This is a genomic window from Ottowia thiooxydans, assembly GCF_040548795.1.
GTDB classification, from domain to species: Bacteria; Pseudomonadota; Gammaproteobacteria; order Burkholderiales; family Burkholderiaceae_C; genus Ottowia; species Ottowia thiooxydans_A.
Window position 1 is genome coordinate 635949 of record NZ_JBEPSH010000002.1, and the last position, 13789, is coordinate 649737.

13 protein-coding genes are annotated in these 13789 nt (G+C 58.7%); 4 read left to right on the plus strand and 9 right to left on the minus strand.

Going from position 1 to position 13789, the window contains the following annotated elements; genetic code table 11:
* Positions 1 to 85 precede the first annotated feature (85 nt).
* The 4 genes from ABIE13_RS06495 to ABIE13_RS06510 all read right to left on the minus strand — a co-directional run bounded on the left by ABIE13_RS06495 (position 86) and on the right by ABIE13_RS06510 (position 3957).
* Entirely contained in the window at positions 86 to 1135 is a 1050-nt protein-coding gene (locus tag ABIE13_RS06495) for an amidohydrolase family protein (protein WP_354442179.1), read from the minus strand.
* 315 nt (positions 1136 to 1450) lie between these two features.
* Positions 1451 to 2209, minus strand: a complete 759-nt coding sequence (locus tag ABIE13_RS06500; protein ID WP_354442181.1) for an SDR family NAD(P)-dependent oxidoreductase — start codon at positions 2207 to 2209, stop codon at positions 1451 to 1453.
* A gap of 273 nt (positions 2210 to 2482) precedes the next feature.
* Entirely contained in the window at positions 2483 to 2962 is a 480-nt protein-coding gene (locus tag ABIE13_RS06505; protein WP_354442182.1) for a hypothetical protein, read from the minus strand.
* Between the two features lie 143 nt (positions 2963 to 3105).
* On the minus strand, positions 3106 to 3957 hold the full coding sequence (locus ABIE13_RS06510) for a LamG domain-containing protein (protein ID WP_354442184.1): 852 nt from the start codon (positions 3955 to 3957) through the stop codon (positions 3106 to 3108).
* 390 nt (positions 3958 to 4347) lie between these two features.
* On the opposite strand from ABIE13_RS06510, the gene ABIE13_RS06515 reads away from it, so the two are divergent.
* The 4 genes from ABIE13_RS06515 to ABIE13_RS06530 all read left to right on the plus strand — a co-directional run bounded on the left by ABIE13_RS06515 (position 4348) and on the right by ABIE13_RS06530 (position 8735).
* Positions 4348 to 5862: a xylulokinase gene (locus tag ABIE13_RS06515; protein ID WP_354442186.1), complete on the plus strand. Its 1515-nt coding sequence runs from the start codon at positions 4348 to 4350 to the stop codon at positions 5860 to 5862.
* A 133-nt stretch (positions 5863 to 5995) separates the two neighbouring features.
* On the plus strand, positions 5996 to 6952 hold the full coding sequence (locus ABIE13_RS06520; RefSeq protein WP_354442187.1) for an ABC transporter permease: 957 nt from the start codon (positions 5996 to 5998) through the stop codon (positions 6950 to 6952).
* A gap of 46 nt (positions 6953 to 6998) precedes the next feature.
* Entirely contained in the window at positions 6999 to 7946 is a 948-nt protein-coding gene (locus ABIE13_RS06525) for a sugar ABC transporter substrate-binding protein (protein ID WP_354442188.1), read from the plus strand.
* Positions 7947 to 7970: 24 nt separating this feature from the next.
* Positions 7971 to 8735, plus strand: coding sequence for an ATP-binding cassette domain-containing protein (locus ABIE13_RS06530; protein ID WP_354442190.1), 765 nt, complete (start codon positions 7971 to 7973; stop codon positions 8733 to 8735).
* Between the two features lie 254 nt (positions 8736 to 8989).
* Here the strand turns inward: ABIE13_RS06530 and ABIE13_RS06535 are convergent, their stop codons facing one another.
* From ABIE13_RS06535 to ABIE13_RS06555, 5 genes are all read right to left on the minus strand, one after another.
* Positions 8990 to 9766 (minus strand): IclR family transcriptional regulator, encoded by a 777-nt coding sequence (locus ABIE13_RS06535; RefSeq protein WP_354442192.1) that lies wholly within the window; start codon positions 9764 to 9766, stop codon positions 8990 to 8992.
* A 134-nt stretch (positions 9767 to 9900) separates the two neighbouring features.
* Complete coding sequence (locus tag ABIE13_RS06540) at positions 9901 to 10917, minus strand: tripartite tricarboxylate transporter substrate binding protein (RefSeq protein WP_354442194.1); 1017 nt, start codon at positions 10915 to 10917, stop codon at positions 9901 to 9903.
* 108 nt (positions 10918 to 11025) lie between these two features.
* A complete protein-coding gene (locus ABIE13_RS06545) occupies positions 11026 to 12111 on the minus strand; it encodes a glutathione S-transferase N-terminal domain-containing protein (protein WP_354442196.1) in 1086 nt (361 codons plus the stop codon).
* Positions 12086 to 12955, minus strand: a complete 870-nt coding sequence (locus ABIE13_RS06550; protein WP_354442198.1) for a MaoC/PaaZ C-terminal domain-containing protein — start codon at positions 12953 to 12955, stop codon at positions 12086 to 12088. Before ABIE13_RS06550 ends, ABIE13_RS06545 begins: the two co-directional genes overlap by 26 nt.
* 11 nt (positions 12956 to 12966) lie before the next feature.
* A complete protein-coding gene (locus ABIE13_RS06555; protein WP_354442200.1) occupies positions 12967 to 13773 on the minus strand; it encodes an enoyl-CoA hydratase/isomerase family protein in 807 nt (268 codons plus the stop codon).
* Positions 13774 to 13789: the final 16 nt, after the last annotated feature.

Sequence of the window (13789 nt, forward strand, 5' to 3'; positions counted from 1 at the left end):
CGTTCTCGAAAGTCACGAGCTGCTGCTGGCGCGCATTGCACGCGAGCGGCCCATGTCTAGGGATATCGTGAATCACCATCTAAGTTCAGGCATTCAGCCGGTAGACGCGCGCTGCAGTCCCTCTAAATAGCTGGGCTTTCTCTTGTGCACTGGCGCCGCTACTCAAGCGCTTGAACGCGTTCCACACAGCCCTGTAACTGAACTGCCCTTTGTCGACCGGAAAGTTGCTTTCAAACATGCACCGTTCGACACCGAACAACTCGATTCCAGTCTCCATAAACGGGCGCCAAGCCTCGGCCAGCATCGCTGAATGTGGCGGCAGTTCGCGCTCGTGAAAGTTAAAGCCAATGACGTGAATACCGGCTCCGCCGAGCTTGAGAACGACGTTAGGGCAGCTCGCTACACCTGCAAGGGCCGTCTTCCACTCTGCAAAGACCTCAGCGCGCCTCTGCGCAAATGGGCCAGACAGCAGTGGTGTCCCCATATGGTTCAACACAATCTTGAGGTCCGGCTGACTACGCGCAAGATCTCGCACTTCGTCCAGTTGAGTATGGAATGCGTAGATGTCGCAGACCAGTCCATGAGCCGATAGATGCGAGGCTCCTTTTCGCCACATCGGGTCAAGCAATCTGCGCTCTGGCATTTTCCCGAACATCGAACTCACGTCAGGGTGCGAAGACGTCATCGTGCGCACCCCTCTAAGCCGCCCCTCTCCTGCTGCGATCTGCGCTTCGAGAACAGGCACCACAGCATCACCCAACATCAAGTCCGCCATACAGACAATACCTGCAGCGACCTTAGGTTGGTCTGCCGTGAGCCCTCTGGTTGAATTGACGACGAACTCGGTTTCGCCGACAGGACGAAGCTCCTCAGGCCCCTGGCTGCGGTACATGCTGCGGCACTGCACGAACACCGTAGCACGAACATTGTGTCCATCAGCCAAGTCTTCCAGCAGTTCCGGCACGAGATAGCGGTTGTCCGGACGCTCCCACAAATGATGATGGGGATCGATGATTTCCAACTCTGGCTCAATGACGGGCTCAGTGGATAAGGCTAGCCATTCGGGACGCACCGGAATCGGCAAGGGAGGCAAAGTGCTGGAAGAAATACCAGGCAAGGAAGTCGACTGAGTCATGGCGATCGTGCGTGTCTCATGGAGTGTTTTGTGATGTCTGCCGCTTACGGCACCCGCTTTCAATGCGGCCGAGGCAGTCTACAAATGGCTTGTCCGGCGATCCATGCTCGCAGCCAACTATCGGGTATTCGATCTTTCTATAGTCGCCATCGGACTGCAGCCAATTGATTGGTGCGGGGCGGACACAGCAGAGCCGAGCTCCAGTCTCCGAGGGAACCCAGTTGAAATTGCCTTTTGATATGGCGCAGCTCATGCCGGCACTTGCTGCCCTGCGCATGCTCAGGAGCGCGCGCAGCCACCGGCATGACACAGGGATCAGATCATCAGAATGCCGCCATTGATATCGAAGGTCGCACCCGTGACGAAACCCGCTTCTGGAGAAGCCAGGTAGGCGACCATGGCAGCGACCTCGCTCGGCTCGCCAAATCTTCCAACCGGAATATTCTGCAGAACTTGGGCGAGCACATCGGGGGGCGAACTCGCACCCATAGGCGTTTCTATACGCCCTGGCGCCACAGCATTCACGGTAATGCCTTCAGGCCCGAGCTCCTTGGCGAACGCCCTTGTGAGTCCAAGCAAGCCACTTTTGGACGTGACATAGGCCGAACCAGCGGCACCACCCGGGGAACGACCGGCGCGCGATGAAATATTGACTATCCGCCCCCATTTGCGCTCGCGCATGGGAGGCAAACAAACCTGCATCATGCGAAATGGTGCGGTCAGATTCACTTTAAGCACGTGCTCCCATTCGGAGAGTTCTATCTCCGGCGCCGGCACCTTCTTGCCGTTGCGACTGGGTGAGATACCAGCGTTGTTGACCAATATGGCCACGCGCTCAAATCGGTCTCCGATGCGCTGAGGAAGCGCCGCAATTTGCGTGTCATCAGCTAAATCGAGGTGGATAGCCTGCACACTGAGTCCTTCGGACTGAAGGGCCTCAGAAGCAGCGTTCAATTCGTCTTTCAGGGCATCCACGATGACCACATGGTGTCCCAGACTTCCAAGTTTTCTCGCAATTTCCAGACCCATGCCACGAGCGGCGCCCGTCACGATTGCAGTATCTTGTACAGCCAAAACTATCTCCCTTAGTTGTTTGCCTACCGGCTCTACGACAAAGCGGCAGAATGACATTGCACATAAAGTTGGTCCATGGCTGGAGCCATCTAACTGCTATTCGAAAATTCAATCACCGTCGGTGCGTGTGGGGCTCAGAAATGCTGAGCATGAAAGGAGCCTTGGCTTGGGTTCCGGACGGCACCAGTTTTGGCTAGACACTCACCCAAGCGCACGGCTGTCCAATCACTTGAGCCACGCGCATCCAGACCGTCTGCATTTGAGAAAACCAGATCAGCGCGGGGGCTTCTCGTAGCCGGCGGCGATCCAGGCCAGAGCGCTGTCTACGTTCAGTTTAAAGGTGGGTGGCACAGGCACACTGGCCAGTTCGTCGCCGAATTCGTCCTGCGCGCACAGCGTGGCGGTGGCGCCTTCCTCGTCCGGCACGATGGCCATGGCCACCCGAATGCGCCGGCCCTCCACGGTGACGCTAACGTTCTTGTTCAACTGCGCGTGCAGATGCTGCTCGGAACGGCGAATCACTTCCTTGGCAGTCTTCACCAAGGTGTCGAACGCTGACTTGTCCAGGGGCTTGGGGTTTTTCTTGTCGCGGCCCATGGTCCAGGGCCCTACCAATGCGGGTTCGGCTTCGCCGTCCAGGTACATGGCCACTGCCCATCCGTCATCGTCGTCGTTCTTGATGACGCGGGCGGTCCAGTGCTCGTCGCTCCACAGGCGTGCTTCTTGAATAGGCTCTTGGGTATCAGATGTCATCTACCCAAGGGTACAGGCAAATGGCGCAACTCAGTCGGGCGCGCCGCCAGATTTGCCGCTTGGACTATGCCTGGAGTGGACGCAGGCACTGCGCAAGCGCTCCCATGGCTGTCCAAGGGACAGCGCAGGAAGCGAGGTCAGCCTTAGCGACGGGAGCGAACGGCGGCGGCACCGACGGCGAACAATGCCAGCGCCATGGCGAGCAACCAAACCGGCGCGTTGACCGGCACCGCTGCAGGTGCAACTACCGGATCGGTGTAGGCCAAACCAGTCAGCAAGTCGGACGGCGTGAATTCCCCCTCGGCGAAGGTGAACACGCGGACTTCGTCGATATTGCCACTGAAGAACTCCCCATTCGCAGGAGCACCAATGCCTATGGCGAACGCATCTTCTGGCAAAGCGGTCGGCGCTCCAAGGTAGGTATGAACGACCGCGCCATTTTTGTACAGTGTCGAGGTACCGCCACTCACTACCAGGGCGAGGTGAGTCCAGGTATTCAAATCGACGCTGGAATTGGCCGTCAACTCCAATGTCTGACCGCCGTACAGAAAGCCCCAACGGTCACCATCGCGGAAAATGCCCCAACCGCTGGTCGAGGAATTGCCGTTGTAAGCCACTTGGCTGCTGCCCGCCGTAGAAGTTGCGCGAACCCATGCCTCTACCCCGAAGTTGTCCGTGGCGGTCGAGATGACGGCTGGCGTGCGAAACCCATCGGTGCTGCCATTGAATTGCACGCTGAGCCGCGACGGACGGGGCTGCGGCGACCCGGCTATCGAATAGCGTGGGGTGCCAATCACGGGAAGAGTCGTTGCGCCAACCGTGGGGGTTGTGCCAGACGCTATCACGGCATTGTTGGCCGCACCGCTGTCAGCTTCACCGAGCTTGTAATGTGCGACGACATTGATAGCCGCCCAAGCTGGCAATAACCCACAAGAAAGTGCGGCCACCAATGCCCAGCGTAACTGACGCACGCGAAATATCTTCATCCAACTCATGAAATCCCTCCAGGTATGGGCGCTGCGCTGCCGCGGACGCTCGGACGGAAATAATACTTATATTTCGATACAAAGTACACAATCACAGATGCTTCAAGAACAGCGCCCCGAGACGTCGAAGGCGGACTGAGGCATAGACCACAGCAAACACATACAGGCACCTGATGATCACGATCTTCACCACGCGTAAGAAACGAATCGTTCACATCAGGCATAAGTGCGTTGGAATTGGTTTGCCGCCGTACCTTCAGCCCAGGCATCAACGAAAATACGAGACCGGGTGAGTTCCCTCGCCCTAAACTGCTTAGACACGGCCTGCTTCATGATGTTGAGTTTTTCCTGCCACTTCTGCGACCGTCGGAATCTGCTTCTCACAATGACTCAAAAACCATGGGCATGAAAGTGGTCCTGGCGTGCGATCTGGGCGGCACCAGTTTTCGCGCGGCGCTCGTCGATGCGCAAGGCAACACACACGCAGAGGCCGTCATTGCGGGCTCCATCCCGGTGGACCCTCAGGGGTGTTCCGAATTTGATGCCGAAATCTGGTGGACCAACCTGGTGGAGGCCGCTGACCGGCTAGCCCGCACAGAACCCGCTCTTTTTGACCGCATTGAGGGCATTGCGATTTGCGGGTTCACACGGACCCAGGTGCTGCTCAACTCGGCAGGGCAAGCCATTCGGCCGGCCATTTCCTGGAAAGATACCCGCGCCGGGGCTGTGGCCACACGCCTCAAGGCGCAACTGGTCCATCACCCCGAAGCCGAACATATCAACGCGTTTCACCCGCTCGCTCGTCTGGCTTGGGTGGCAGAGCAAGAGCCACATCATTTCAGGGCTCTCGATGGCGTACTGGAGCCCAAGGATTGGCTTAACTTCCGCTTAACGGGGCAGCGAGCGAGCGATCCAGTCTCGATGGCGCGCCTTAGTGCTTGCATAGAGCCTGCAGGCGGTGCAAGCCCCTTCCAGGTGGTCGGGATTGAGCCCACCGTCATTCCCAACACGCTTGACCCTTGCGCCCAGGTTGCAGCGGTTCAACCGGGCCTGCCCGGCGCCCTAGGCCGGTTGCAAGGCGTGCCGGTGTTTTGTGCCTCCAATGATACCTGGGCCGGCGTGACAGGTCTGGGTGCCATGCGAGCGGGCTATGCGTACAACATCTCTGGAACGACAGAGGTGCTGGGCGTGGTAGGCCCCACTGCCGCCACGGCTGAGGGACTCATGAGTGTCGATTGGTGCGGGCTTTGGCAACTGGGTGGGCCCAGCCAGAACGGTGCTGACACGGCTGCGTGGCTGATGAGCGTGCTGGGCGGTGCGGAACGTGGCTTTGGCGGCGTGGCGCAGGGGATTGAGCACTTGACTACCCTGCCCCGTCATCCTCAGCCGGCCTTGTTCTTGCCCTATCTGCAAGGGGAGCGGGTGCCCTACTGGAACCCTCATCTGCGCGGCGCCTTCATCGGCCTGGAGAGACAACACACATCTACCGACCTGGCCTACGCGGTGCTGGAAGGCGTGGCTTTTCTCAATCGGATCGTGCTGGAACGGGCAGAGACATCGCTTGGTCAGCCCGTCGGTGAAATCCGGTTGGGCGGGGGTGCTTCGAGCAACCCGGTATGGGCTCAGATCAAAGCCGACATCTGCAACCGCCCTGTGGTGGTGGGCCACGCCAAGGAGTCTGGCCTGCTGGGCGCGGCCATCATCGCCTGGACTGGCACAGGAATTTTTCCATCGCTGGCTGCGGCGCAAGACCAGTTGGCCACGGTCGCCACCCGGTATGAGCCGCGCCTCGCGCGCCGAGAGGCCTATGACGCGCTATTCCAATTATTCAAGCGAAGTGAGGCGGCTTTGGCACCTATCTCGGCTGGCCTGGTGGCGCTGTCAACTGATACAGACGCTCTGCCTGGGCGGTAAAACGGCCCCATCTGCAACAGTTATCATTGACCGCTCTGTGGGTATCAAATAGATCAGATGTGAGCTGAGTTGCGCCCATCTTGGGCTCAACATTCAGGTGCGCCTCTCCACTTTCGCAAAGAACAACCAAAGCATGGGAAACCTCCAACGGCAAGAGTTGATTAGCCGCTACGGCACGGCTATAGCCGGCCTTTTGCTGATTCTCTTTTTTGCCATCTTTGCCCCCAATTTTGCGAGCGGCAGCAACCTCATCAATATTCTGAAGGACACCAGCACCCTGGCCATTCTGTCCATGGGGTTTGCGCTGGCGCTCACGATTGCCGAGCTTGACCTGTCCATCGCTGAAGTTGCAAGCCTGGCTGCCGTGGTTTGCGGCTTTCTTATCCAGCAGGAATACCACCCAGCGCTGGCCGCATTGGCCGCTCTGGGGGTGGGTACAGCGCTGGGCGTTTTCAACGGCTTTGGAGTGACCCGGCTGCACGTGCCCTCGCTCATCATGACCCTGGGCACTGCGGCCATTGCCAAGGGTCTGAGCTTTCTGATCACGGAGGGGGTCGCCTTTGTGGGTAGCTGGCCCGAAGCTTTTACCGGGCTGGCCCGTGGCAAAACCGGCGGTATTCCCCATCTCATTGTCTGGCTGATCGCGGTCACAGCCTTTGCCTGGTACCTCGTCAAGTGGACGCGTACAGGCGCTCACATGGTCGCTACCGGCGAGGCCGAAGAGGCCGCGCGCCTTTCTGGCATTCGCACCGCTCGCATGAAACGCATCGGTCTGTTGCTCTCAGGTGCGTTGGCTGGCGTTACCGCCATGCTGCTGGCCGCGAACCTGTCTTCAGCAGCCCCCGGTATGGCCGGAGACTATTTTCTGTATGCCATCGCCGCCGTGCTGCTGGGCATGACCATGTTTGAGCCAGGCAAGCCCAATATCGCAGGCACCGTGTTCGCGGCCCTGGTGCTGAAAGTACTTGGCAATGGCTTGGTTCTGCTGGGCGCGCCCTACTACATTCAGGACATCATGCTGGGCGCGATCATCATTGGTTCCGTGGCATTCTCAGCCAGTGTGCTGAAGAAAGCTGCATTCAAGGTCTAGACACCGCGTTCATCGTCAAGCAAAAGATTACCCAAGGAGTGATGAGATGAAGAGTTTGAAGAAGATGCTTTTGGCGCTTGCCGCCACCGTGGCGTTCATTCCGGCAGCGCAAGCTTTTGAAGTCGGCATCGTTGGTTTTCAGTTTGCTTCTGAAACCCATGCCCGGGCAGCCAACGCCGCTGCCCAAGCCGCAAAGGCCAAAGGGTGGGGTGTCACACTGCTCAATTCCGAAGGCGCTTTGCCCAAGCACGCTGAACAGTTTGATGCGTTGATTTCCAAAAAGGTGGGCGCCATCATCGTGGCCATGGGCAAACCTGTGGAAGCCGATGCTCAATTCAAAGCTGCCAAAGCCGCGGGCATTCCCGTGATCACCATCATGTCCGGCACCAGCCCCTATACGCTGTTTGACATTCAGACCAACGAATACAAGATCGGTGCTGATGCCGCGCTGTACCTGATGGGCTTGATGAATTACAGAGGCGACATCCTGACCGCCCGCTTCGACCTCAACCTCGCCACCCGCATTCGCGGCAAGATCCTGGACGACGTGCTTTCCGAGAACAAGGCCGTGAAAGAAATCGGCAAGTTCTCGATGTCACGCACCCAAAGCTGGCGCGACGATGTGCGCAACGGCATGCAGGCGCTGCTGCTGAAGAACCAAGGCAAAGTGCAGGGCATCTGGGCTTCCTTTGACGGCCAAGCCTACGTGATCGACGATCTGCTGAAAGCGCAAGGCGTCAAGAAAGGCGCCATTCCACTGGTATCCATAGATGGTGGTCCTGAAACCTATCGCCGTATAGCAGACCCCGCCTCTTCCCTGGTGGCCACCGTGTCTGTGCCTTTCGAGCAAATGGGCCAAAAGGCTGTGGACGCCATCGACACCATCGTAGTGAAGAAGCAGCCACAGACGACCATCACCTCTGGACCTTACCTCTTCCTTGACGCTGTGCTGGTCGACAAGAGCAACGTCCAGCAATTCCTGACCAAAAAGTAATCTCCTGAGATCACACGAACAGCCATGAACGCTCCCACTCCCCTACTCTCGCTGCGCGGTATCGGCAAGAGCTACGGCGCGGTCGTGGCCGTGCGTGAGGTTGACCTCGACATTTATCCGGGTGAGGTGGTCGCTCTTTGCGGTGACAACGGGGCTGGCAAATCCAGCCTGATCAAGGTCATCTCTGGCGCCGAAGAAGCCACATCGGGCTCCATGAGCTTGCGCGGTCAGACCGTCAGGTTCCGGTCTCCGCATGACGCGCTGGAAAAGGGTGTGGCCACGATCTACCAGGATCTCGCACTGGCTCCCCGCCTGTCCATCGCAGCCAATGTGTTCATGGGCTCGGAGCTGACCAAGTCCTTCGGTTTGCCTTTTCTGCGCGTTCTCGACAAGGCCAAGATGATCTCCGAGTCACAGCGCTACTTGTCCGGGCTGTCGGCAGGCGTGACCGACATGACGCGCCCGGTTGAAAGATTCTCTGGTGGCCAACGCCAGGCCGTGGCGATTGCGCGCGCCCTGCGATGGAACGCCGAAATCATCATCATGGATGAGCCCACTGCGGCGCTGGGCGTCAAGGAAACCGCACTGGTTTTGGACCTGATTCGCAAACTGAAAGCAGATGGCCGCACCGTGCTGCTGATCAGCCACAACATGCGCGACGTGGTGGCCTTGGCTGACCGCGTGGTGATCATGGGTGCAGGCCGCAAGTTTGTCGACCGGCCGTTGGGCGATTTAACGGCGGATGATTTGACGCACCTCATCATGGCCGGCAACGTCCAGGCCGCTTGATCCCGAACGCCAGGCAAGGTCTTCTGCGTCATGCATCGAGACGGGTTCAAGTTGGACGGTGAAGGTGCCCATCGGGGGAAATGTTTGAAAGCCTGGTTCTGGGCGGAGGAAGCCCGTCAGAGGAGAGCTGCATCCCACGGTTCCCCGGCAGAGGCTATCAGTTTCACGCGATGAGTCATCGGCCGGGGACGCTGGGGTACAACTCCACCATGCCTCATGCGGCCAGATACGCGATGCGGTGACGTCCAGCCAGGTCAGCGCGAGTCGTCCGGGACACGACCCGCAACAATCTCGGTGATTCCTGCCGCACACCGCCGCAGCGCGGCTTCGTTGAGCGCCCGGTTCTCGTCTATACGTTGCGAGGGACCGGCCAGCAATACACCAGCGATGATGTTTCCAGCCGCCGAAAACACCGGAGCAGCAAGGCCGTTGACGTCGCGAACACGCTCCCCCCAATTACTTGCGAGCCGGTCCTTGCGGACTTTCTGAATCTGCTCCCTCAGTACATCAACGGAAGTAATGGTGGCCGGCGTATGCTGCTTCAATGCCGTCTGCGCCAGGAAGCGCTCTAGCCGTTTTTCGTCGAACCCTGCCAGCAGCACCTTCCCCAGTGCAGTTGAATGCAGATCCCGCAGCACACCCAACTCTACGGCATACCGAATATCCTGAGAACTCTCTACCTTGTCGATGTAGACGCCGTGGCGCCCATCTGCGCTCAGCACACCAAGTACAGCTGTCTCACCGGTGCTTGCCACCAGCTCAACCAGGAATGGATGCGCCAGATCAGGCAACTGCCGCCCTGCCAACGCATGCATGGCCAAGGTGAAAATGCGTGGGCCCAGCAGATACCGTCTGGAATCGTCCTTACGAATGCAGCCCTCGGAAACCAGCGCATCAAGAAGCCCGACCAAGCTGGTCTTGGGTGCATCAGCGAACGTTGCCAACTCGGACAACGAGGCTCCATCTGGATTGGCAACCAGATACTCGAGCACCGAAAAAACGCGCCCCACAGATTGCGGGCCTTTGTTCATCGAACGCGAATCGAGCACATGACCTCCCCATTTTTTCCCATTTGACTACTCCTGCATCAATACAGTCAATGATAGTTGTAGTCAGATAGATGCCCGCGCGGAGGCAACCGGCGACATTCGCCGGTGACTCACCCTTACCTGGCTTCATCCCCCGCGCGAATGTCGAAGCGCTTCAGTGTGCTGGAAAGCTTCTCGAACTCCTCACGCCATGCGGCTTGTCCCTGATCGGCCGGGATAATCTGGCGGGCATTCAGGCCTGAACGCGCAAGCTTGGCTTTGAACTCCGACGCCTGTGCCGCCTGCGCGACCGCCCGGTTCAACAGACTCACGACCGAATCAGCTGTTTTTGCCGGAGCGGCCAACGCAATCCAAGGCTGCCAGTTATTCGCGGCAGCAAACTCGGCATAACCGAGTTCGGCCATGGTCGGCACGTTAGGCAATGCGTTCAAGCGGTGCGGCGACGCGACGGCCAGCGGCACGATCTTGCCTGATTCGAAGTACTGGAGCATCCCCGTCAGAGAATAGGCAGCAAACGTGATTCGCCCAGCCAGCATATCCAGCGTACCGGGTGCCTGCCCTTTGTAGTTGATCGCCTGGGCGGTTCCTCCGGTCGACTTGGCCATTACAAGAAACGCCAGCCCCGGCGGCGTCAGGTGAGGTAGTCCAATGGAGGCAAAGCTAACGTCGTTGTTCTTGACTTGCATCTTGGCGACCAACTGCTTCATCGTCTTGATGCCGCTTTGCTCGCCCGCCATAAAAACGATGTCGTAATCGGTGAACATGGAAATCATGCGCAGTTCCTCGAATGGACTTTTCTTCGCGCCTGACTCCAATATAGGCATAAGAACCATCTGCGGAGATCCACCGACGAAGAGGGTGTAGCCATCCGGCTCTGCATTTTTTACTGCGTCCACGGCAATCTTGCCCGTAGCACCAGGACGATTTTCCACCACAACCGGGACGCCAAGGATGGGCGAGATTCCATCGGCCAGTATTCGAGCCGCTGCGTCGCCGGGGCCGGCAGCCGCGTATGGCACGATCAGCTTCACCGGCTTGGTCAAGATTTGAGCGCCCGTGATACCAGAGACACCTAAAAGCATGCCCACGAGCATGCCGAAGCGGCCTATCAAACGGAACAGGAAAGCATTCATGGTCAGTCTCCTCTCTGCGGGTAGCTGATGTGTACCCTGGGGATATTGCAAAACATCAGCCTTGCCGGGCACCGGGTTCAGCCGATATGAATCTGTTTCCATCAGATTTCAGATCTGCTCATCCATGAGCGCGGCACAGCCGAACTCGGAAAGCAGTTGCCTGGTCAACGCCTGGTCGGCTGGTGTCAACGCCTTGAATTCTTCCCTGAGCCAGGTCAGACACTTGGCCTGATAGGGGAAGGTGTTTTGAGTCCAACAGGCACCCTCGATATCGAGGGAAAAGCTGGATGTTTTTTTCAGCACTGCTCGCGCGTTCGCCAACATGACGGGAACGTAGATCCGCCCTGCTTCCTTCAGAATTTCTCCGAGCGCTGATGGCAGTTGCTCTCTGGTTCCCCACCCATCTTCCAGGGGTTCACAGCCGGAGAGATCATCCATCAATCCGACCCACGCATAGACACGCGGCGCGAGTTCCAGAGTTAACGCGGAAGGCGTCGGGTCGGACAGTGCCAGTTGGGAGAGTTGCCCATAGAACGCAAAGTCAGCTGCCGCAGGTCGAGTGCCGAACAGGAATGGAGCATTCCGAAGACGGTCTTCGAATAACCCAAGAAAACGCTGATAGCTACGCTCGATGATTGCGGCTGTCGACGGACTCGAACCGACAAAGCGCAAACGCTCGACCTGCCTTTCGATAAACCCGGCTGATATCTGTGCCATCTGCTCGTCGCTGGCCGTGAGTCGACGCCAACGAGGTTGAATATTGCCTGCTCTTTTTCTATCTGCGGCGAAGTGCCAGCGGTAATGAAACAGGGCCTTGGTCAGCCACTCGTCTGCGTAGTCCTCGAGAATACTGTCCAGCAAGGCCAGGACCGCATCATCGGGCCTGGCGTGCCGCCCCTCATACTCCGTTTCGAAGCGCCGCAGCAAAGGAGTGGAATCTGTGACCGCCTCAAGCTCGCCCTGTTGTCCCGGAAGATAGAAAGTGGGCTGCAAATCCACCTTGGCCACCGGCAGTCCCGCGAGCTGCGGTGATTCGGGCACAACCACCCTGTACGGGATGCGCCTGAAGCGCAGCAACGCCAACATCTTGCGTGTGTAGGGGGACCCCGGCGCGCCTTTGAGCAACAGAGATTCCATTGGGTGTTCGGCGCTGTCTCGCCGGCCGTGTTCAGGCGCTTCTTTTGGCATGGCCATGAGTCAGTACCGTGGCATCACGTGCCGGAACGCGAGCACGAAATTGAATGTCAGCCGCTGCAGCCCAGATGTCCAGCACGATCTTGTCTCCTGGATAGACGGGAGAAGAAAACCGGGCGCGGATTGAGCGCATCCGGTTTGATTCATGTTCGAAGCAACCTGCCAGGAGACCGCGGCAGGCAGCTCCGTAGGTACCGAGCCCATGAAGAATAGGCTTCGGAAAACCGGCAGCCTTCGCTACGCGCGGGTCGGAATGCAGAGGGTTGTAATCGCCGGATAAACGATAAATAAGCGCTGTCTCGGGACGAGTTTCCAGATCGATCGTGAAATCAGGTACCCGGTCTGGCGTGGCGGGTGGAGGCTCCAGCGGAGCATCGCCTCCTGCTCCTCCAGAGAACCCGCCATCTCCGCGGCAGAACACTGTTGACAGGCAGGTGGCAAGCAACTCGCCCTGCTCGTCAGAGATGCGTTTTTCCACGTAGACAATAGCGCCCTTTCCTTCGCCCTTATCCACCACGCTGACTACCTTGGAGCAGCCGCTCACGGTCGCCTCGCTGGGCAGTGGACGATGGATAACGACGCTTTGCTCGCCATGAACCATGCGAACAGTGTCGATCCCTGTGGAAGGCTGGCTGTCGCGCATCCAGAAACCCGGCGTGGCGATCACTGCGGCCATTGAGGGCACAGCTCGCAGCTCCGACTCCGTGACATGGGCAAGCTCTGCCTCGTTCATGGGGTCCTGGCCCATGCCGATGCCGAGCGCGTAGAGCATCGTGTCACGCTTCGTGTAGCTATGACGAACGTCGCCGGAACTCCAGTTTCGGACAATGTCGTAGTTCAACATCGCGGTCTCCTTTAGATCTGATAAATCGAGGCCTTTGGCCATTGAAATGCCGGTGGCTTCTTATCGGCGAAGCGTTGGACTGCGTCCTTTGCGTAGCCGCTGGCGGCCGCTATACCCTGATGGGCAGCTTCGTATTCAAGCATCGTGTCCAGATCCATGGAGAGCGAGCGATTGAGCGCGATCTTGGTCATCGAGGACGCCACCGGCGAAGCGCTTGCCAGCGCCTGCGCTACCTGGCGCGTTCGATCCTCCAGGCGATCCACATCTACGATCTCATTCACAATCCCCATTTCGCGGGCCTCCTGCGCACCCAGCTCCCGTCCGCTGAGCATCAAATCTTTTGCGCGATTGAGGCCCACTACACGCGGTAGCGTATAGAGCGCGCCGTAGTCTGGAATGAAGCCAATGCGCGCGAACACCATGCAAAACCGTGCGCGAGGTGTCGCAAGCACCATGTCGGCAAACAGTGCAAAGCTGAACCCGGCCCCATAGGCGGGCCCGTCGACAGCGGCCACAAGCGGCCGGTCGAGATCCGCCAGAAGCTTGACGATGCGGTGCACGCCGCGCAGCCGGTCGCGACGCGCCTCGGGCGTATCCGAATCGACATTCGCGTTAATGACCTTGACGTCACCGCCAGCGCAGAAAACCCCTCCCGCGCCAGTCAATACGACCGCGCGGACATCGCGATCCTCGCGGATCTGCAGCAGCGCCTTTTCCAGGCCGTGGTAGATCTCCGTGTTCAGCGCATTTTTCGCTTCCGGGCGGTTCAGACGCATCGTCGCCACGCCGCCTTCAATGTTCATAAGGAACGCAGGCATCTTCATCTCCTGTGAC